A 21,410-nucleotide genomic window follows, 5' to 3' on the forward strand; every position below is an offset into this window, starting at 1 on the left:
GTTACGCTTACTCTCAAAATGGTCATTTACGGGAGTAAACTCACATTTTTCGGTCTTCGCCAACCTTGAAAATAGAACTGCCTTATCTGACACAAAAGTTTCCTGCAAGCACTAAAATAGGGCTTGCAGGAAAACTCAAAATACAAAAGCAAAGACCCGTTTCATCATAGAATACGAGTCTTTGTTAAATCTAAATTATTTAAGCTTCACATCAATACGCTTACCATTATACCCGACCAGGGTTCCTTTGGCCATGTCAGGATTAAACCCTGCCGGGTTATCCTTTGACACAAATACAACAAGGAACTTACGGGATTGTAACATTCCGTTAAATTCGCCCATTCTGTCACCAATAGTAAGAATCTTCTGCGTATCGTCATAGGCCATTGGAATTACGGCATACTTACCATCTTCGTAGTTATAATTGACGCCCTCATCTTCGTACAATTTAAAAGCGCCATCGGCACCGGTATATACATACACAGTAATGAGGTCCGCCTCTTTTTGGGAAGCATACTGTACTTCGGGGCCAGCCGTAATAATTGAGCCTTCGGGCACAAAGACCGGCATTCTCTCATAAGGGGCAGCCACACTTTTGTGAACGCCGCCGGATTGAAATTCACCCGAGTAAAAATCATACCAACCTTTTCCGGCAGGAAAATAGACGTCACGATTACGGGCTTTATACTGATACACCGGGCAAACCATTAACGAAGGTCCAAACATATACTGATCGTCAATATCATACACATTGGCATCGTTGGTAAAATCCATTGCCAAGCCACGCATGATGGTATAATTGTCAAACCAGACAGCACCTGTTAAGCTATAGATATACGGCATCAGGCGATAACGCAGCCGATCGTAATACAACATAGACTTATAGGCAGGATGAGAAACAGGGGCTATATTATACATTTCGCGCAAGGGATACTGGCCATGCACACGAAACAAAGGGGCAAATGCACCAAACTGAAACCACCGGGTATTCAACTCCCGCCATTCGTTCATATCATCACTACCTTCTTTGGCACTTTCGTAACGTTTCTCAACACAAAAGCCACCAATATCCATCGTCCAATAAGGCAAGCCCGACATTGAAAAATTAATGCCGGCTGGAATCTGAGCCTTCATATCTTCCCACACGGTACCAATATCGCCACTCCAGGTCACCGTTCCATAACGCTGCATACCTGCAAAACCGGAACGGGTTAAAATAAAGACCCGCTCATTATTGCCATCTCTGCGTTGGCCTTCATAAATACCTTTGGCATTCATCAGCGCAAAAGCATTAAAATATTTTGTAGAAGGGCCATAATAGGTGGGATTCATCAACGCTTTACGATAGGCCATACTGGCATTTGAAAGAATATCGGGTTCGGTGGCATCCAACCACCAGGCGTCCATACCAATATTATAAAGTTTATCCCGAATCTGCTGCCAGAATATTTCACGGGCACCGGGCGCATACGCATCGTAAAATGAGCCCATGTGGCCGGGGGCAATCCAGTCGAGGATGCTGTCTTCAATAGCTTGCTGATACATCCAGCCTTTGGCATCAAACGCCTTATAATTATCGGTGGTAGGATAAAATTTGGGCCACACAGAAATCATGATATGGCCATTCATTTCGTGCACCTTATCAACCATAGCTTTGGGATCGGGGAACCGGGCGGGGTCAAAATCATGACTTCCCCACTGATCGACGGGCCAATAGGACCAATCCTGCACAATATTATCGATTGGGATGCGGCGTTTACGGAACTCCGATAAGGTATTCAGCAATTCATCCTGCGTTTTGTAGCGCTCCCGGCTTTGCCAAAACCCCATGGCCCACCGGGGCATCACCTGCGCTTTACCTGTCAGCTCACGATAATTACTGATAACGCCGTCCATATTATTACCTTTCATGAAGTAATAGTCGATCTGATCGCCCATTTCCGAATAAAAGGAAATGTCATTCTGCAGCTCAGGCGACCGGGGGGACAATGCTTTCAACCCAATGTAAGACACACCACCGTCGGGGATCCACTCTAATTTAACGGGGTATTTTCTCCCTGCATCCATCTTGATCTGAAATTTAGCCACAGATGGATTCCAGGCTGTTCGCCACCGGTCGGCCATCAACACACCGTCAATCCAAATTTTTGTATAGCCGGCATAATACAATAGAAAATGAAACAGACCACTTTCAGAAGGCTCGATTTCACCTTCCCAGATAATTTCAGCATTGGAAAAATCGAATCCTTGAGGAAAATTATTAATCGTCTCCAGATTTTCGTAGTCTATTGATTTTTCCTGCCGCACGGCAAAGACATGATTCGTCGTTAAATCGTCGACATAAGTCGCAGTAATTGATCCTTCCTGCCCCTCCTTGTTAAATAGTTTAAATTGGGACATCTGACCGTATGGGCGTGGGTCGCCAAATCGTGAAAACGAATAATTATCCCACAGCAAACCATAATTTTTAGTAGAAACAATAAAAGGGATTGAAACCTTGGTGTTATACTGAAACAACTCTTCGTTTTTACCTTTATAATTCATTTCGTGGGCCTGATGCTGTCCCAAACCATACAGAGCTTCCTGGTCGGAAGATTCAAACACCTGCTGCAACTCATACCCATTCACGCCATCAACTTGCATGGCTTTAAATACCTTTCCTCCCTTATTTTTTTCCTGAAGAATAACATTACCATCGGGATCAAGAAAACGAACAACGCCGGTTTCTTTTGAGACTTCCACCTGTACAGCAGCCGTTGACAGCACCATTAAATCAGCCGATTCAGCCACTTCAAAAGGAACCTTTCCAGCTTTCGGTAACACCACCAGACTTTCATTATTCACGAACTGGTCAGGCGTTGACGTCACACGAATAATTTCATCACTAAAGGGTTCAACCCTTACCATTTTAGCCTCACCCGTACGGGGAAAAACAGTCAAGGCCTCATCATCGGTCTGCCAGCCAGGTCCTGCGCAGGAAAAATAAGTTAAAGCAATTAAGCTAAAAAACAGAAGATATTTCATGTGTTTATAATTTGTTTGTTTATGCCACATGGAACTCGCCGGGATAAATCATCCTCTTGAGTGTGAAATGATTCCCATGGCTCGTTTCATGTGTTTAAAATTTAATTTGCCAGATGGAACGCCCAGACAATAATCATCCTTCTTTGAGAGACATCCTTCCCATGGCCCGTTTCATATAGTTAATCACCTCAGAATGCTTTATCCAAAATCCAGCCCTGTAAAACCCGTATTTCATAAAGCCTGAACGAAACAGCATAAAAATAGTCTAAAAACCAGATTGATTCTAATATGAATTGCTCAGATAAAAATACTTTCTTAAACTTTTCTGTAAAGTTCAAAGTTCAGCTTCTGCATTACGACAGCTCTCACATATAGTTATTTACACCAGAAAACTCATATTACCAGAGCATCACAAGCCACGAGTTTGAACATTTAGCTCAAATTCCGGACTTTACGGACAGGCCAGTCTATTCCTGCACCCCGTCAGCACCCTTCATTATGGCATTCAGGGCCCCCTGATCGATTACCTCACCCGAATTTCTGTTAAACAGAGTAAACCCATTATTTCCGTCACTCCCGTTATCCCAGTAAACCGGCACCAAACCATTTTCCAGCGCCTTGCGTGTGACATATTCAAGATAGTATTCGCGGGCCTCATTATGTAGTTCATACGATTCGCCAATCAACGACGTACGATGAATGGCACCATACTCCCCTATAACCACAGGTATGCCATTGTCAACAAACATTTCTTTCATCATGCCAAAGGCTTCATTCACCCAATCTTCCTGCCCCCAGGCGGTAACATCGCCACCGGCAAACGGCTCGCCCCACTGCGTATCGTACGGGCTATTCTCCTTCAAGGCAAATTCATAAGGGTCATAATAGTGCACTTCGGCCATCAAACGATTATCAATAACATCATCCGGCATCACGAAATAGTTATAAGTATACGTAATATTGGTATTGAAACCCTGCACCACCAGATGACGGTAGTGGTTACGACCGCCTGTTGCACGAACCGCTGACACAAAGGTCTGGTTAAATGAATTTTGCACCTCTACATATTCGGCAGAAGGCGTTCCATAATCATTTTCCATCATCACTTCATTGGTTCCGGCAAAAATCAACCGATCGTCATAATTACGAAAATGAATCGCTATTTGCTGCCACAAAGCCGCCAGCTTATTATTTATAGCAACCTGATGCTCATAATCGGGATGATTCATCCAACCGCCGTCCCAATGGATATTAACAATGACAAAAAGATCATTGTCGAGGGCATAGTTAACCACCTCTTCCACCCTATTGAGCCACGCATCTGATATTTTGAATGTTTCCTGGTCAACCAACTTATGCGACCACGAAACCGGCATCCTGATCGTTTTAAAACCAGCCAGCCTAACAGAATCAATAAGCGTTTTGGTAGTAGCAGGATTGCCCCATGAGGTTTCATCACCTGAAAACACACCATTGTTCACAACAATGGCTTCCAACGAATTACCAAGGTTCCAGCCAACGCCCATTAAAGCAGACAACTGAAGAGACGACAGATCCCGCATATCAGTATTATCAGGTTCAATCCAGGCTTCGGGCGATGTTCCAGGGTCTTCTTCTCCGGCACTCTTCCCGGCTTGAGTGATTGTTATGAATATATCATCGTGCCCCTCAGCAAAGATCTTCAACATTCCGGAGCGTTCATTCTCAGAATCGTTTTCATCGATAGTAATCTGGACTTTGACATTGCCGGCAGAAGAAGAGATGGCCGGACGTGCCCATGAAATATCAGAAAAATCGATTTGCCATTGGCCATTGCTTGTCACCGTTAAGATTTGCTGGCCACCACCTGCGTCAACAATCAACGACACCGGATCGGCACTTAACTCTATTTCGACAGGGTCAACAGATTGATTTGAATTATCATCGTCATCGCAACTTACCGCCCAAAACGACAACAGAAAAACAAAATAAACTAGTAGTCTATCCATCATATTATTCAACTAATTAGTCTTAAATAATAATATGAGGTGATCAAAAACACATTTTTTAAATCACCCCATATATTAAAATTTTACTGTATCAGATAGTGAAAAATGGTTGTTTCGCCTTCCTTACTGGTATAGCCCAGCCAAAGTCCTTTTTCCGCAATATTGGTATAATTAGAGCCATCGTGCGATACCAAAAACCAGACCCCGCCTTCATCACCTTCAGAACTGAGCCATCGTGCTGTTGTACCGGCATAACTGACCAATGGAATATCGACTGTCAACGTTTCATTTTCTGCGTCCACTAAAACGGTTCCGGACTGACTGTAAGAATCATTCACGGCATCGGTCGTCCAAACTGCTTCACCATCAATGGAATCCACATGTTCTGTTATCAGTTTTTGAGCCACAGTCAGCAGGAGATCTTCCCCCGATAGAGAGAATGTTATTGAGGCGGATGTTGCGATATCAGCCACCGCTTCATCCCATACCCAGCCATTTGAAGTATAGTCGGCAAAAGTCGATGCACTGGTCCAGCCACCTGCAAAATCAGGTGCAACACCAACCCAATCAACAAACCATTCGGTGTCAGGGATAAAAGTACGTGTTCCTGTCCCAGTAAGCGCTTCGACAATAGATTGCTTTAAAAGTTCTACGGGATCATCCGCTTCAGCCCCGCCCATTGAAGGCTCCAAATGATAAGCCGTATATTGAACGTCTTCGGCACTATATACACCAACCCACATACCAGCTAAATTACCCAGCTGATCTTTTTCGACAGAAAGTATACGCAACTGATTGTCAGCGGTGAGACCAAAACTGGCCCAATTAATAATAGTAAACTGGGGCGAAATGCCTGTGAAGGTATAAATACCCTTATCGTCGAGCGTGTAAGTTCCCTGTTCTTCAGACCCATCCGGGGCCACATAAACGACCGTTCCATCGACCGAATTCATGGTTAAAGAGAACCCTCCGTACACATCAGGATCAGGAGTGCCCAGCCAATCGGGATAATCGGAAGGAACGTTCCACCCATTTATTCGTGAGCCATCCAGATTGGCCCAATCGATGGGATTCTGCTCAGACAATTTCCAGGTGATAGAAGTTGAAACAACCTTCGAAACATCGTCCATCCAGCCGTCGGGCAACTGCGGTTCGGGATCCGGCACATCGTCGGGTACCCAATTATCGGAATAGTCCTTAGAGATAAAATTATAAACCAATAAAGTAGCGCCTTCGCCTGACAATACAGGATCACGTAATGCAGCCAGCTGCATGGTATTTTCGGTCAATGACATTAATTTAAGATTGCCCCAATCAATAACAACCCCATCGCGATTCAGGTCATGCAGTGGTCCGGCATCGGTCATCCTCAACGTCTTAGCACTAGCATCCAAAAAATAGGTACCTTGTTCAACTCTGTCTAAAGTTTTGTGATCAACTGAAACAGTTGCATTCCCTTTCAAACTAAAAGTCATAGATCCAAAGTCTGCGGCATCCATCAACCAGCTATTACCTGCCCAGTCGGGCTCCCAAAACCAGGAATCTTCAATTCCTAAAGCTGCTTTGACCTCAGTATCGCTTTTACCGCTTTTATACAGAGCCATACTTTCCCAGCTGTCTTCTGTACCATAGAAGAAAAGCGGTCCGATAAAATATTTACTGACACCATCTGCATCAAGGTCAAGAAGCCATGTTTTTTCCTCTCCAACGCCACCTGACAACCAAGTCCACAACGGATCATTTACATAATTAAGGTTGGTGGTGGTTAGTACGAGCTTAAAGGTATCTGCCTGAACAATACCGCCTCTGCTTTGCGCGCCGTAAACAAAATTATACTCCCCTTCGAACGGAATGCGCACAGTATCCTGAACACGTATACTACGGCCCATGGGTGTTATCCAAAACGGCGTCATTCCGGGATTCTCACTTTTAAGAATAATCATATTCGGATCCTCAGCATCCTGAGTGATGGAATATTTCAGATTCTCTTTCAGAATGACGTCTCCAAGTTCATAATCCTCAGGTTGACAAGCATTAAATAACAATGCAAAAACAGCCAAAAAGAGGAAACTTATATTAAAAATTCGTGTCTTCATATCAAATACATTTAAATTGATTGATTACCAGCCTGCATTAGGTTTTAATACACCATTGGAAAGTGTTAACTGTGTTTTAGGAATCTGAAACAGGCCTTGTTTTTCAATGATGTCAGATGCGTGAATTGTTACTTTATCGGCATTGTTACCCGACAGAACGTCGACGCCATCTTCCTCTGCAATAACAGAGGCGGCATAATCAAGGCCCTGGCGCAATAAATCCCAATATCGGAGTCCTTCAAAAGCAAACTCCCGCTCTCTTTCCTTCATAATATTCTGAGCCGTAGGTGATACCTCACTGTAATTTTCGTTAACAACCCCATCGACCGTATAAGCACGTTTACGAACCAAATTCAAATAATCGCCGGCATTGGCGCTACCCAATTCGGCAGCCATTAATAACACATCGGCGTAACGAACCACAATATAATCCTGGTATTGGGACATTTGAAAATCGCCTTCTCCCAATCCTGTAACACCATCGACCAACGTCCACTCGCCCGTATCCTCATCTTTCTGCCATTTGCTTAAGGGAGTGTATTTCTTGACCGTATAACCGGTATATTCCCGTTGCTCTTCCGAAGGAAAAACAGCATCAATCCCTTCATCCACAAAATCGATAATGGAGGCTGTTTTTCTGACATCTCCGGTCCCGAAAAGTGCCGGCACTTTCGGATTTACGGTACAAGCCCCCCATCCTCTTCCGTACGGAAAAACATTGGTTTTACGAATACCCATCATAACCAACCAACGATTACCGTCAATATTACCATTATAATCCTGCGTGGTATTAAATTTTTGAGCCAACACCGTTTCGCTGTTACCTCTACCTGCGTATGTTTTCGTAGTAACTTTATCGCCATTGACCTCTTCGACAGTTGTACTTGCGGCTTCCCAAAGATTCTTAAATTCCGGGATCAAATCATAACCGCCTCTTTCAATCACATCTTCCAGACCTTGCAGGGCCGTCGCTTTAGTTACTTTCCCCACCAAATCATCTTCCTGATAGCGGCCGGTATAATAGAGATAAACCCTTGCCAACAAAGCTTTGGCGGCAAAACTGGTAATCCGGCCGTCGTTCTCCGCAGCCTGGGATTTGGGATATGCATCTTCGGGAATATTCTCAGCACCAAACAACAAATCATCGGCAATAAGGCTGTAAACCTCATCGGGACTAACCTGCGGAACATTTTCATCGGTCGGTTCAGTCAACAAAGGAATATTTCCAAAAAGCCGCACCAGGTCAAAATACAACAACGCCCTCAACACCCTGGTCTCGCCTTCGACACGATTACGCGTTTTAAGCTGCGTTGCTTCGTCCCCATTCCAGGAAATACCATCCAATTCCTGCAACAATTTGTTACATCTGAATATTCCGGCATAATAGGATTCCCATAAATTATTTCCCAAATCGGTATGCGTCGCATCCTGCGACAGATCGAACCGATCAACAATTTGATAATTACGCTTATCAACAGTACCAGTACCACCGAAACACTGATCAGACATCACCTCCGACAAAATGTAAAAAGAGAGATCGGCATCGGAAGCGGTACGTTGCCAGCCATCATAACAACCGATAAGGGCCAGTTCAGCATCACTCTGCGTATCATAAAAATTAGTATCAAACAAAGAAGTCTCCGATTCAACATCCAAAAAGCTATCGGAGCAGGAATACAATCCGGCTGCCAGGAAGCTTAATGCGACTAAATATATTTTTGTCCATTTCATAACCTTCATTCTTTATATATTAAAACTTAACATTTACACCAACAAGATAAATTCTTGGGCGGGGGTAGTACCCCAAATCGATTCCTGACACCCAATTACTTGTACCATAACCTATCTCGGGATCCATTCCATCATATTTGGTAAATGTAAAAGCATTCTGAACCTGTGCATAGAGTCTGAACTGGCTCAAATATTCCCAGTTAATCAACCGGCTGAAATCATACCCCAAAGAGATATTGCTAATTCTCAGAAAATCGCCATCCTGCAAATACAAATCAGAAAAAGACCAGTTTATATTTGTTTGAGTCACGCGGGGTATTTTGTTTGAAGTCCCTTCTCCAGTCCAACGATCTAAAATAGATGCGGTATAATTGGCCTTACTATTAGAATGGTTGCGATAAGATTGAACAATTTGATTTCCGGCAACGCCATTGGCCGTTACAGAAAAATCAAAATTCTTATACGCCAGAGAGAGGTTGAGTCCATAGGTAAAATCAGGAACACCGTTCCCTAAATCGACTTTATCATTATCATCAATGACGCCATTCTTATCCTGATCGACAAACCTAACGTCACCAGGTTGTACATCAGCCTGAGCAACCCCATAACCGGCATTTTCCCAGGCCATAATGTCTGCCTCATTTTGAAAAATACCTGCCGTTTCAAGGCCCCAAAAATAACCAATAGCATGTCCGTTTTCGGCACGATAAAACTCCTCGGAATTATCGTACAGCATATTTGTTTCGCCATGAATAATGCCGTCTTCGGTGGGAATATTCCCCACTTCATTTTTATTGTAGGCGCCATTAGCATTAACAGAATATTTAAAATCGCCAATATTATCAGACCAGTTCAAAGCCAGTTCAATACCAGTATTCTTAACATCACCACCATTGATGAATGGCGCACCAGTACCTACAGTCCCTAATATGGGCGCCTCAACCAACCAATCTTTAGTTGTTTTGATGTAATAATCGGCATTAACACCCAAACGACCATTCAAAAACCGGGAATCAATACCCACATTAACCTGTTCAGAAGTTTCCCATTTAACATCGGGGTTAGCCAGCCGACCGGCATAGGCCCCTTTAACGTTGGTTCCCAACTGATTTCCGAACACATAATAACCAGCAGGATAATCAGAGCTGTAATTGGTAACAATCATTGGAGAGGCATATTGAAAGTCATCAATATTTTGATTACCAACCTGTCCCCAACTTGCCCGCAGTTTCAAATAGTTCATCCAATCAGAAGCCGAAGACATAAAATCTTCGCTGGAAATAACCCAACCGGCAGAAACAGAAGGGAAATAGCCCCATCTGTTATTTTTCTGAAACTTAGAAGAACCATCGGCACGAATGGTCGCATTAAACATGTACTTTTCCATGTAATTATAGCCTAATCGGGCAAAATAAGAAGTTCTCCGATTTTTCACTTCCGGGCCACCGCTGATGGTTCTTTTTTCCGTGACGCCATCCACCACATCATTATCATCATAGTGAAGTTCAGCTTGTCCGGTGGTGTTATCAATATAAGCGTGATCCCAGTTATCGAACTGGGTCAGCAAATCCCAGTTAGAAGCCGACAGATTGGTACCCTGATACTGTATAGACTCCATACCGGCAAGAATATTAAACTGATGGTCGTTGATACCAAAATCATACGTAGCCGTATTTGTCCATGTTAAAGTATGTCCTTTCGACATACTTTGAGTAACAGTGGTATGCTCCTCATTATACGAATAGACAGAAAACCGGTACAAAGGATTATAGCTACGATATTCACCTGCATAATAATTAATACCAAATACAGTTTTCAATTTCAAACGTTCAATCGGTTCAAGCTCAGCGTATATGTCGGCGAGCAATTTCTGATCGTCATTGGCACTCTTATTCCCAGTCATCATAGAACCATACGGGTTACCATCAGCATCATACCATGGGGAATCAGAGGTATCATTATAAGGGGTCCCGTATTTATTGTTATCACTAAAAACGGGAGATAACGGGGATGTGGCAAACGCTCCTCTTAAAGTATTGTTGTATTGGTTACCAACAGCAATCCCCCTCTTGTTAATATAATTAAAATTCAAATGTTGCCCCACCTTGAGCGCATCGGAATAGAGTTTATGCTCAGTGTTAAGTCTGAAGCCATATCTTTCGTAATTTGAGACATCGGCACCACCCACAACGCCTTCTTGTCCGGTATAATTTAAGGATAAAGCATAAACAGAAGCTTCTGATCCGCCAGAAATACCAATATTATAATTCTGCGTAGCGGCATCGTCCACAAACATTTGTTCAATCCAGTCTGTATCAGCAGCACCTTCAAAAACAGAAGAATTGAACAAAGAAGCGCCTGAATTAACAGCCTGCTCCTGCATAATCGTAATATACTCTTCACGATTTAGCATATCGGTATATCGGGGCACTTGCTGAACCCCATAATAAGCATCGAAAGTAACTCTACCAGTACCGGCCTTTCCGGTTTTTGTTGTAACCAAAACAACCCCGTTGGCAGCCTGAGAACCATATATTGCAGCAGATGCCGCATCCTTTAACACATCGATACTCTCGATATCAGAAGGGGCAATCGTTGAAATATCCCCTTCTATTCCGTCAATGACATACAACGGACCTGAATTACCGATGGTTCCCAAACCACGCACCGTCACCTTCATATCGGCGCCTGGCTGGCCTGAAACAGAAGAAATAGTTACACCCGGCGTTTTGCCCTGCAATGCCTGAAGCGGTGAAGTGGTATTCATCCTCTGCACCTCATCACCTTTAACCTGAGTTGTAGCCCCGGTATTCAATTTCTTTTTCTGAACACCATATCCAACCACTACCACCTCCTCAAGGTCGGTAAACTGAGATTGAAGCTCTACATTAATCACAGATTGACCCGCCACCAATATTTCCTTTGGTGCCATACCAATAAAAGAAAACACCAATGTTGCATTTTCGCCCACAGTAATGGCATAAGAGCCATCCACCTGTGTTATGGTACCGTTTACAGTTCCTTTCTCCAAAACTGAAACGCCGGGAACAGGCTCGTTTGTTTCATCAGTAACAACGCCTGTCACAGCATATTGAGCAAACAGCCCAACACCTGTGATTAAAAACATTAGTAAAAAAAGCGTTTTTTTTAACATAACATTAAATTTAAATTATTTTCTGGGAGCGCTCACCTCATATAAGTCTTTCGCACATTAATAAGCATCCCAAAAGTATTTTAACACTTTTTAAATATTAGTATTATTTGTTGGCATTATAGGTGGGATTTGTTCGCGACAGGTATGAAAATGTCTTCAAAAAGGGTGTATGATGTTTAAAAAAAACACGTCAAAGCACAATGTAACAGTACATTATAATAGTCCATCAAAATCAGCTAAAAAGGAAACAAATACGACCCGTGAAACAATCACAAATAATGAATCAACACTAAAAGATCCTCCATTAATCCTAACATCAAACATCTAACATACAAACAAATAGAATCAAAAATTCGAATTAGGGCTACCCTCATATCTCCAGTGTAAGATAAGAAAGCTTCATTTTTACGAATTTCATACGCAAACAACTGTTTTACAGACCACATAAACTTCTCTGCCCAATTTCCATTGGTATTTAAATTTTTCTGAAAGAAAACAATCCTTAAAGACTAAAATATTTGAGTTTACTGGGAGAACTGAACATATGGAGAGCACGTTGAATGCAAAAAAATGATTTTTACAGACAATCTATTTTTAGAGCACCTCTATAAATATCCTGTCTACCACAGCTTCATTAAAGAGGTATTTGGCATAGAATTTGGGCTTATGTTACGCCTATTAAACCATCATTTTAAACCAATACACTCGCATCATAAACTAAACCTCATGAAATTAATCAGGACTATTATATATATCCTTTTGTCGATGAATTTATTAAGCGGGTGCATGACCTATCAATATGTAAATTTGGTTAGTGTTGAAAAGGAGGACTCGGTTAAAAATATAACCTCTCAAACCGATTCACTGGAATTTTCGTATGAATTTTCGGGTAATGGAGGCTTCGTATCCATTCAGATATCGAACCATTCAGAACGGCCACTATTATTAGACAAAGCCAAGTCGTCGGTTATTCACGACGATTACTCAACTCCATTTTGGAGCGGGCAATCAGAAATAAACACAGAATCAACAACTACCCGATCAATATGGGTGGACAGTGAATCATCGGGCACCACAACAGGGACCTTATCGTCAGAGCCTGAAATGTTATTTATTCCGCCTCATAGCAAAGCCATTTTATCAGGACCTCAAATAGAACAAGAATTCTTTGCATTACCTCCCAAACAACAATTAACAAAGATTCCGCTGGGACTTTCATATGGATATATGTGCACTTACGAAGGACAAGAGAGTCCCGGATATTATCGTATATTCTTAACTTTAGTCTATCACGACTCCCCGGATCAACCTTTCTATATCGATAAAACATACAGAATTGCAGACATTACCCGAACGTCAGTTCCACCTCAGGATTTTCCATCAACCACACAACAACAGTTTCACATCAAAAAAATGACAGGAGGAGGCAAAATTATGGCAACAGCCGGTTTGTTGGGCTTATTCACCGTAGCCATACTGGCAGAATCGGAAACCGAACAATAGACAACCCCCGAAAACTACTCAGGATGTTCTTTTAATATACACCGATGGCGAAACGCCATATTCATCTTTAAAATAGCGCGAAAAAGACTTGGGATCGTTGAACCCAACTTTAAATGCAATTTCAGAGACAGAAAGCTGACTCTTAGCCAAATATTGAGCCGCACGTTTCAGACGCATGATACGGATAAACTCAATGGGTGTTTTCCCGGTTAATGCCACCATTTTGTTATACAGATGGCCACGGCTAACCCCCATCGCCTGACTAAACTTTTCGACGGTAAAATCTGAATTGGCCATATCCTTTTCCACTAAAGAAATGGCTCGTTTAATAAATTTGGCATCCAGTGAAGTAATACCTATTTCACCCGGTTCGATTTCAAACTGTCTCTTTCTTAGTTTATTTCTAACTTGTTCTTTAATCTCAAGATGCTTTTTAATTTTAAGCGCCAGCACTTCGTAATTAAATGGCTTGGTGATATAATCATCGGCGCCGGCGTCGAGACCTTCGAGTTCCTGTTCGGTTGACACACGGGCTGTTAAAAGTATGACAGGAATATGCGAAGTATGCGCATCACTCTTCAAACGACGACACAACTCAAGACCGTCAATACCAGTCATCATAATATCACTGATAATTAAATCCGGTAATCCGGTAGCGGCCTTTTCGTAGCCATCGTCACCATTTGCAGCCTCCACAATCCGATAAATCTGTCCCAGATTCTCTTTCAGATAAAACCTTAAATCCTCATTATCCTCAATAATCAGCAACAAAGGCCCATCATTTTTCGGAGTCTGATGCTTTAATGGCTGAATGGGTGACACTCGATTCGAATCATTTTGAATCGCCATTATGGGGGATTTGATAAGAGCGTCAGAATTTAATTGAATAGGTAATTCCACAATAAAAGAGCTCCCTTTTCCTTCTTCACTTTTCAGGTATATCTGCCCGCCATGGGCACGCACAAACTCGCGCGCTAATGCCAATCCGATACCACTACCCTGATATGCAACGCCATCGGCATCTTCCCCGGTCTGGAAAAAACGTTCAAAAACACGTTCCTGCATATTAGCAGGAATACCAATTCCTTCATCTTTCACAATAATCCGAAGAAATTTAGCCGACTCAACCGCGCTTGTCGGCTCTACCAGGCCTACTGTCAAAACAACTTTTCCCTTTTCGTGTGAAAATTTAAAGGCATTGGAAAGCAAATTCACTATCACCTTTTCCAACTTATCTGCATCGAAACACATCTCCAGTGAATCAATTTCACAAACCATTTTAAATTCTATCGATTTGGAATCGAACAAATCAACAAAAGAAGAAGTCACTTCGGAGATAAAAGCAACAACATCCCCCTCCGACAATTTAAGGGTAATACCCTGAACCTCCATTTTTCTAAAATCGAGTAATTGGTTCACCAGGGTCAACAAACGCTTTCCATTACGCATAATCAAGTTCAGTTGCTGCTTAATGGATGCATCGGTCGTTTCTTTAATTAATTTTTCGAGAGGCGTTATGATCAGTGTCAGAGGTGTTCTAAATTCATGACTAATATTGGTAAAAAACCGAATCTTCATATTATCAAGATCATGAACACGCTGATGCTCACGAACTTCTTGCTGCCTTGCAAATTTAACAGCTTCACTGCGTCTTATTATATAAGTTAACAATACCAGCAGCAAAACAAAAAGGACAAAATATAATGAGTAGGCCCACCGTGTGGCATAAAACGGAGGGATAACGACCACACTCAAACGTGTCTCGTCATTATTCCATGTGCCATCACTGCCCGATGCCTGAACCCTGAAGGTATAAGTTCCCGGGTTCAGGTTGGTATACGTTGCCGTACGGTTCGCCGCATCCGTTTCAATCCAATCGGTATTAAAACCGTCCAACCGGTATCTGAATCTGGTTCGTTCAGGGTGAAAATAATTGAGGGCAGCAAACTCGATCGAAAACACATCCTGGTTATGCTTCAGCGCTATTTCGGAGGTAAGGTTCAAGGCTTTCATCAACACCTGATTACCCTTTGTATTATGGCCTATTTCAACACTTTTATTGAGCAGACGTAAATCGGTCAATAACACATCAAAGTAATCATGATTACCTTCAATTTGTGAAGGGTTAAAAATATTAAAACCATTGGCCCCACCAAAAATCAATTCGCCACGGGAAGTTTTTAAGGCAGAATGCTCATTAAATTCAAGGCCCTGCAAACCATCAAGCCGATCGAAATTACGGAAGCTTATCAGCCCGGTAACCGAGTCGGTTACCAAATTTGACAAACCATTTAAAGTTGAAATCCAAAGATCTCCATTATCATCATCCAAAATAGAAATAATATTATGATCGGGTAACCCATCTTTTTCCCTAAATACCTTAAAAGATAAAGCATCACGATTCAATAAATTCAGCCCATTTCTGGTACCAACCCAGAGCCGTCCACGAACATCTTCGCATAAAGACAAAACCGTTGCGTTGCTTAAGCCCGACTCCCTGTTACCATCGTAATTAAACAAGGAAAATCGTTGCGTGTTAATGTCGAACTTATTTAATCCGCTAGAAGTACCAATCCATATATTTCCATGAGCATCTTCCTGCAGCGCTAAAATATAATTGGAGCTCACCGAATTAAAATCGCCCACCCGATGATGTACAAAAACACCCGTCGACTCATCGTAAAAATCAAGCCCTCCCCCCAAAGTGCCAATCCATAGCCGACCTGACCTATCCTCTAAAATTTGCCAGATACGATTATCGGCTAATGATGTCGGGTTATCTGGCTGATGCCGAAAAGTGGTAAACTGCCCCTTTTCATAACAACTTAATCCGCCCTGATAAGTTCCTACCCATAACCGGTTACGATGATCAACACACATCGACACCACCACATCGTTACACAAACTATTGGGATCGTCACTGCTATAACGATAATGTTTAAACGTACCCAAATGACGATTATAATAAACCAAACCTTCGCCATTGGTTCCAATCCAAAGATTTCCATACATATCTTCGGCAAAACAATTCACATCGTTATTAAAAAATTTAGCCTCGTCGTGAGGCTGACTACGAAAGAGTGCAAACTGAAACAAATTACGATGGTAATAATTGATTCCATTTTTAAATGTTCCCAACCAAACCAGCCCATCACGGCTTTTAAACAAAGAATTTATGCTATTGCCACTTAAACTGGTCACATCTCCCGGTATATTTGTTAACACCGACACTTTACCACTGGCTTTATTAACCAAATTAACCCCACCATGATCGGTTCCAATCCATATTTGATTCTGATCATCTTCGATTATCCCTGATATGACGGCGTTTGACAACGATCCATTGGTATCCGTATAGCGTGTTTGTCGATTACTTTTTCGATCAATAAAAACAACTCCACCACCATTTTTAAACGAATAAGTCCATAAATCATCCTCAGAATCGATAAACAGGTGAAAATCGGGCTGAATGTCGCCCATTTCCCAGGCGAATTTGGGTTGAATTCTTTCCTGAACCAAAAGCCTCCGGGGATCTATCACATCAATAACGCCCGAATAATTCACGGCATAAACCAGTCCCTTCGAGTCAAATGCAATATCAGTAATCCGGTTGGATGACAAGGCTTTTGAGCCACCTGTGTGAGATTGAAATCGTTGCAAAGAATCAGTCGCAGGATCGTACCTAAAAAGGCCACCCTGCGAATATCCAATCCAAAGCATTGAGTCTTCACTCATTCGAACGACGTTAATATTGTTTCTGGACAAATCGGGATGTTTCGCAAACAAAACGTGTTGTCGGCTAAAGGATTCAAGTGCCGGATCATAGAAGAAAAGCTCATTAGTCGTAAATAGCCATAAATAGCCTAAATAATCCTCACAAATTCGTTGAATACTATTTTCAGGAAGAGAGCTTGCATCACCGGGAATATTTTTAAATATTTTAAAAGAAAACCCATCGTACCTGTTAAGACCAGAGACGGTGGCAAACCACATAAACCCCTGACTATCCTGGAAAATAGTATTTATCTGATTATTGGAAAGCCCCCATTCTGTTGTTATTCTTCGAAATTGATTGGCCGTTTGTTGCGCCATTGCCTGAAAAAACAGGAAAAAGACAAAACAAAAAGCAAATAATATCCGCGTAAACATAAAACGTTTTGTTCTTAAATAACACATCCTGATAAGTATCACCACCAAATATTACATTAAATCTAAAAACAATATTAATTTAGCCTTAGACAATCATTTAATGTCGGTTAAAAAAAAACATTAAAATACGACCAACAGATTAATCAAAAGGAACAGACTGAAATGTAACAAAAAAAATAAACAATCGTTTACTGATTGTAATTAACAATAACGCTGAATCAACATTGGATGAATCTTTGGAGACCACATAAACCTTGCATATACCTACTGTTTTTTGCCGCACTGAACCTTAACTACATAATTGTTTCAGGCTCCAATAATTTTCAAAACAAAGAGCAATCCTATGTTCTGACGCATTATTCAGGACAAAGTAAAATTCCGGGACAATCGATTCAGGCTGTTTTCGAAGATTCAAAAGGTCTGTTGTGGTTTGGCATTGAATCCATCGGTTTATCAAAATACAATGGAAAAAATCACATTATCTACCAAAACCTCCCCAACGACTCAACATCACTAACCAACAATTTCCCGCTCAAAATAACAGAAGACAAGCAAGGCTACATTTGGGTAGCTACAGCCAATGGATTGAACCGACTGGATCGTAATACCGGGTATTTCACTCGTTTTTATCACACTACTGACACCAACTCAATATCGAGCAATGTTATTAACGATTTAACCGTTGACCAACATGGCTTTTTATGGATTGCTACTGCCAACGGCGTTAATGTATTCAACCCGGAACGCAATGAATTTATCAGATTGTTAAATAATAAAAAAACGGAGCTTCCCTCTCAGGATAATCATATTCACACCATATTCATAGATCCAGACAATAACGTTTGGGTCGGCTCAGCTCTAAACGGCTTATATCTGATAAACCACAAAAGTTATCAACAATTTACCAAAGAGTGGCTCTTAAAACCAGCAAAAGAACTAACGCACCATCTGACAGTTATTAACAACTGGAAATCGGGGCAGGATATGCCCCGGACCGGTGATATCAGAGACATTTACGCCCATAACAGCGATACTATTTGGCTGTCGACCCAGCATGGGCTATTCTATTATTTACGAAAAAAGGCAACCTTTCACAGAATAAGATTTAAGCAACAACTCAATACCAATTTAAACTACTGCACCTACCAATCAATATTAATTGATTCTCACAACATACTGTGGGCAGGATCCACCGACAATGGTCTGGTTATAATTGATTTAAACCAATCATCCATCAACCCTATTCTCCTCCGCGCAGAAGACAACTCACGCATCCACCTTAAAAGCAATGCAATACGTGAAATCATTGAAAGCAAATCAGGCCTAATCTGGATTGCCACCAAATTCGGAGGTTTGCACTATTTTGACCGACGACAGCAAACATTTCCTATATTAACAAGAGGAACTGAAACACAACCTGGGCTGAGCGATGACTACATTACTTCAACAATTGAAGACCGTTATCAAAACTTATGGTTTGGCAGCAAAAATGGAGGACTCACATGTTATAGCCGCAAAAACGGTCAATTTACTTATTTTAAAAAAAACGACACGAAAAATTCGCTTCCGAGCGACCGGGTTGAATGTTTGGCCATTGACAACAACCAAACGTTGTGGATTGGAACCGAAAGAGGCTTAGCCGCCAAACAGGATGGCACTACAAATTTCAAACACTACCTTCACATGCATGTACGGAACCTATTTTATCTGGCTCCGGACCATTTGTGGATTGGCACAACCAACGGACTCTATCGTTTCTCTATTTCCAAAGGTATAATAGACCCGCTTCCCACTCAACATAACGAATTTTTCGACACACAAAGTAATATTGGCATAACGCGCATTATAAAAGACAAAGGCGACGTCTTCTGGATCGGAACCAGCAACAATGGTCTTTTTGAATACCATGCCTCACAGGACCGTCTTATTCAACATTTACACAACAACAATGATTCAAACTCCATAAGTGGCAATCAGGTACGAGCTTTGCATATTGACACCAACGGGGACCTTTGGATTGGCACCAAATCAGCTGGACTTAATCTATACAATAGAGCAGATAACAACTTTATACATAAACTGACCCCCTCCACATTGCCTTCCTTCACGATATACCAAATACTGGAAGACGACGATGGTCAACTATGGTTGGGAACACATGATGGCATTACTTACTTTAATCCAAGAAATAACTATTACCACAATTATTCCATAAGCCACGGACTTCAGAACAACATTTTTGAAATCAATGCGCATTGTAAAACACATGATGGATTATTAGTGATGGGAGGCAATTCAGGAGTTAATATTTTTGAGCCAGAAAAGATTTCATTTGCCAGCTACATTGCGCCACTTGTAATATCCAATTTCAGTATATTCAATATACCCAGAGCAATTGACATTGACAGCACAAAACATTTCATTCTCAGCCGTCACGAAAATTACATCTCCTTTGAATTTGCGCTATTGGATTACACAAGCCCGGATGAAAACAGATATCAATACATTCTGGAACCAATAGATAAAAATTGGATAGAAGCCGGCAACCGCAACTTTGCATCCTACACCAACCTGCCTCCCGGCGACTATAGCTTCAAGGTTAGAGCCATTAACAGCGGTGGTATACATAACGACAAAGGAATCGAATTAACTTTTCATATTCCGACATCGCTATGGAAAAAGCCCTGGTTTTTAATTTTACTTTCCATTCTGGTTATAGGCATTGCCTTAGGAACCTATCGGCTAAAAATAAATGCCGGCAAACGCCGCGAGGCAGAACTCCGAAATCTGGTGCAAAAACGAACACAAGATTTGTATGCTGCCTATCAAAAGCTCATGAATTTTAACAAAAAAATTGAGCAGGACAACAAAAAACTAATGAATCAGCACGATCAGATAACGCGTCAAAATCAAGAACTGGAAATGCACCGTCACCACCTTCAGGAACTCATAAAAGAGCGGACGAAGGATCTGGAGGCTGAGAAAATAAAAGCACAGGAGAGCGACCGGTTAAAATCAGCCTTCCTGGCTAACATGAGTCACGAAATCAGAACCCCACTTAACGCAATAATGGGATTTATAGACCTTTTGCAAACTGAAATGTTTGACGAAAAAGAACGCCATGAAATCAATCATATTATCCATCAAAACAGTCAGGACTTACTCCAATTGATAAACGATATTATTGATATCAGCATAATAGAATCCAACCAACTGGTCATAAAAATGGCGGACGTTCATTTTAACCAATTCCTAAAAGAATTATATCCCACCTACCTTGCCAATAAAGAACTAAAATACAAAAATATTGAATTAATATGCGCCCCTCCTGATAACAGTGATGACCTGATAATAAACACCGACTCACGGCGGGTTCGTCAAATCTATATAAACCTCATTAACAACTCAATAAAATTCACTGAAAAAGGATACATTAAGTACGGCTACGAAATAGATAAAAATAAGGGGCACCTCAAGTGTTTTGTAGAAGACACAGGCATTGGCATCAGCAAAACCAACCAACAATTTCTATTTAAACGATTTTATAAAATTGAGCCACAACAGGATAAAATCCATCGGGGAACAGGTTTAGGATTATCTATCTCAAAACACCTGTGCGAGTTAATGGGTGGTGAAATATGGGTGGAATCTGAGCAAAACAAAGGAACAACCTTCTATTTTACATTACCTTTTTAGCCAGAGTTGTATCAAGCCATAGGTAATAATCCTTGGCACCATAAAAAATAAAGAGAAGTCTCATGTGAC

General features: G+C 41.6%; 8 protein-coding genes. 2 read left to right on the forward strand and 6 right to left on the reverse strand.

The genetic code is table 11. The features are described from left to right. Positions 1 to 195 precede the first annotated feature (195 nt). From ACT3CD_RS07860 to ACT3CD_RS07880, 5 genes are all read right to left on the reverse strand, one after another. Complete coding sequence (locus tag ACT3CD_RS07860) at positions 196 to 3,024, reverse strand: TIM-barrel domain-containing protein (RefSeq protein WP_444644554.1); 2,829 nt, start codon at positions 3,022 to 3,024, stop codon at positions 196 to 198. A 467-nt stretch (positions 3,025 to 3,491) separates the two neighbouring features. Continuing rightward, positions 3,492 to 5,012, reverse strand: coding sequence for a cellulase family glycosylhydrolase (locus ACT3CD_RS07865; protein ID WP_444644556.1), 1,521 nt, complete (start codon positions 5,010 to 5,012; stop codon positions 3,492 to 3,494). 83 nt (positions 5,013 to 5,095) lie between these two features. Continuing rightward, complete coding sequence (locus ACT3CD_RS07870) at positions 5,096 to 7,108, reverse strand: hypothetical protein (protein ID WP_444644558.1); 2,013 nt, start codon at positions 7,106 to 7,108, stop codon at positions 5,096 to 5,098. Between the two features lie 24 nt (positions 7,109 to 7,132). Further along, positions 7,133 to 8,848, reverse strand: a complete 1,716-nt coding sequence (locus ACT3CD_RS07875; RefSeq protein ID WP_444644560.1) for a RagB/SusD family nutrient uptake outer membrane protein — start codon at positions 8,846 to 8,848, stop codon at positions 7,133 to 7,135. A gap of 10 nt (positions 8,849 to 8,858) precedes the next feature. Then, a complete protein-coding gene (locus tag ACT3CD_RS07880; protein ID WP_444644562.1) occupies positions 8,859 to 11,966 on the reverse strand; it encodes a SusC/RagA family TonB-linked outer membrane protein in 3,108 nt (1,035 codons plus the stop codon). Positions 11,967 to 12,719: 753 nt separating this feature from the next. Here ACT3CD_RS07880 and ACT3CD_RS07885 point away from each other — a divergent pair. Continuing rightward, positions 12,720 to 13,496, forward strand: a complete 777-nt coding sequence (locus tag ACT3CD_RS07885; protein WP_444644564.1) for a hypothetical protein — start codon at positions 12,720 to 12,722, stop codon at positions 13,494 to 13,496. 18 nt (positions 13,497 to 13,514) lie between these two features. Here the strand turns inward: ACT3CD_RS07885 and ACT3CD_RS07890 are convergent, their stop codons facing one another. Next, a complete protein-coding gene (locus ACT3CD_RS07890) occupies positions 13,515 to 17,645 on the reverse strand; it encodes a two-component regulator propeller domain-containing protein (protein ID WP_444644565.1) in 4,131 nt (1,376 codons plus the stop codon). A 228-nt stretch (positions 17,646 to 17,873) separates the two neighbouring features. Between ACT3CD_RS07890 and ACT3CD_RS07895 the strand changes: the two genes are divergently transcribed. Next, on the forward strand, positions 17,874 to 21,341 hold the full coding sequence (locus ACT3CD_RS07895) for a ligand-binding sensor domain-containing protein (RefSeq protein ID WP_444644567.1): 3,468 nt from the start codon (positions 17,874 to 17,876) through the stop codon (positions 21,339 to 21,341). Positions 21,342 to 21,410: the final 69 nt, after the last annotated feature.

This window comes from Geofilum sp. OHC36d9 (genome assembly GCF_052400685.1).
In the GTDB taxonomy this organism is placed as follows: Bacteria; Bacteroidota; Bacteroidia; order Bacteroidales; family Marinilabiliaceae; genus CAZHHH01.

Coding starts and splice junctions, on each gene's coding strand:
- ACT3CD_RS07860 (WP_444644554.1), bottom strand. CDS start 3,024: ATGAAATATCTTCTGTTTTTTAGCTTAATTGCTTTAACTTATTTTTCC.
- ACT3CD_RS07865 (WP_444644556.1), bottom strand. CDS start 5,012: ATGGATAGACTACTAGTTTATTTTGTTTTTCTGTTGTCGTTTTGGGCG.
- ACT3CD_RS07870 (WP_444644558.1), bottom strand. CDS start 7,108: ATGAAGACACGAATTTTTAATATAAGTTTCCTCTTTTTGGCTGTTTTT.
- ACT3CD_RS07875 (WP_444644560.1), bottom strand. CDS start 8,848: ATGAAGGTTATGAAATGGACAAAAATATATTTAGTCGCATTAAGCTTC.
- ACT3CD_RS07880 (WP_444644562.1), bottom strand. CDS start 11,966: ATGTTTTTAATCACAGGTGTTGGGCTGTTTGCTCAATATGCTGTGACA.
- ACT3CD_RS07885 (WP_444644564.1), top strand. CDS start 12,720: ATGAAATTAATCAGGACTATTATATATATCCTTTTGTCGATGAATTTA.
- ACT3CD_RS07890 (WP_444644565.1), bottom strand. CDS start 17,645: ATGTTTACGCGGATATTATTTGCTTTTTGTTTTGTCTTTTTCCTGTTT.
- ACT3CD_RS07895 (WP_444644567.1), top strand. CDS start 17,874: ATGAATCTTTGGAGACCACATAAACCTTGCATATACCTACTGTTTTTT.